This is a genomic window from Blautia sp. HCP3S3_C12, assembly GCF_052064155.1.
Lineage (GTDB): Bacteria > Bacillota > Clostridia > Lachnospirales > Lachnospiraceae > Blautia_A.
On sequence record NZ_JBQHWC010000054.1, the window covers coordinates 1 to 585 of the forward strand.

General features: G+C 42.6%; 1 protein-coding gene. It reads right to left on the minus strand.

What is annotated here, in order from left to right; all coding sequences use genetic code 11:
- The coding region (locus ACTNDS_RS16685) for a transposase (RefSeq protein WP_441036863.1) at nucleotides 1-585 on the minus strand (585 nt) is incomplete at both ends.

The window sequence follows — 585 nt, forward strand, 5'->3', positions numbered from 1 at the left end:
ATAGGTCAATTCGTAATAATGAGTATACTTCTTTGGAAGCGTAGACTCTTTCCCTTTACATTTATTCATGGCTTCTTCCATGCGGCGGAGTTCGTTTTCCAGCTGGGTACGTTCAGCACTTTCACGCCTGATGCTGTGGTACAGGTGGAACCATCGTTCAACTTCATCATCCGCATACAGTTTTGACTGAAGTGTCATGCCGTATGTTTCGTATTCATCGATATAACAAGCTCTTTTGATCTCAAATGTGCCTTTCTTATCAAGAATCAGCTGATTTACAAAGGAACCGCGTCCCTTCACCATGATTACAAAGTCATACTTGCATTTATCCATAAAGGCGATGTTATCTCTGCTGAAATAGCCTCTGTCCAGAACAAATCCAATGTTTTTATATCCGTATCCCTGAAATTTCTCCAATACATACTGTAGCTGCGAAACATCCACAACACTTCCAGGGTAGCTTTCGTATAACAACGGTTCCTGGTTCTTAAGGTCATAAGCTATCGCATAATTAACGATTGGAGCCCCGACATCTTCCTTTGGATGACCGTATTCTGCCTTCTCCACGTCGCCAGCCTTGCAGTT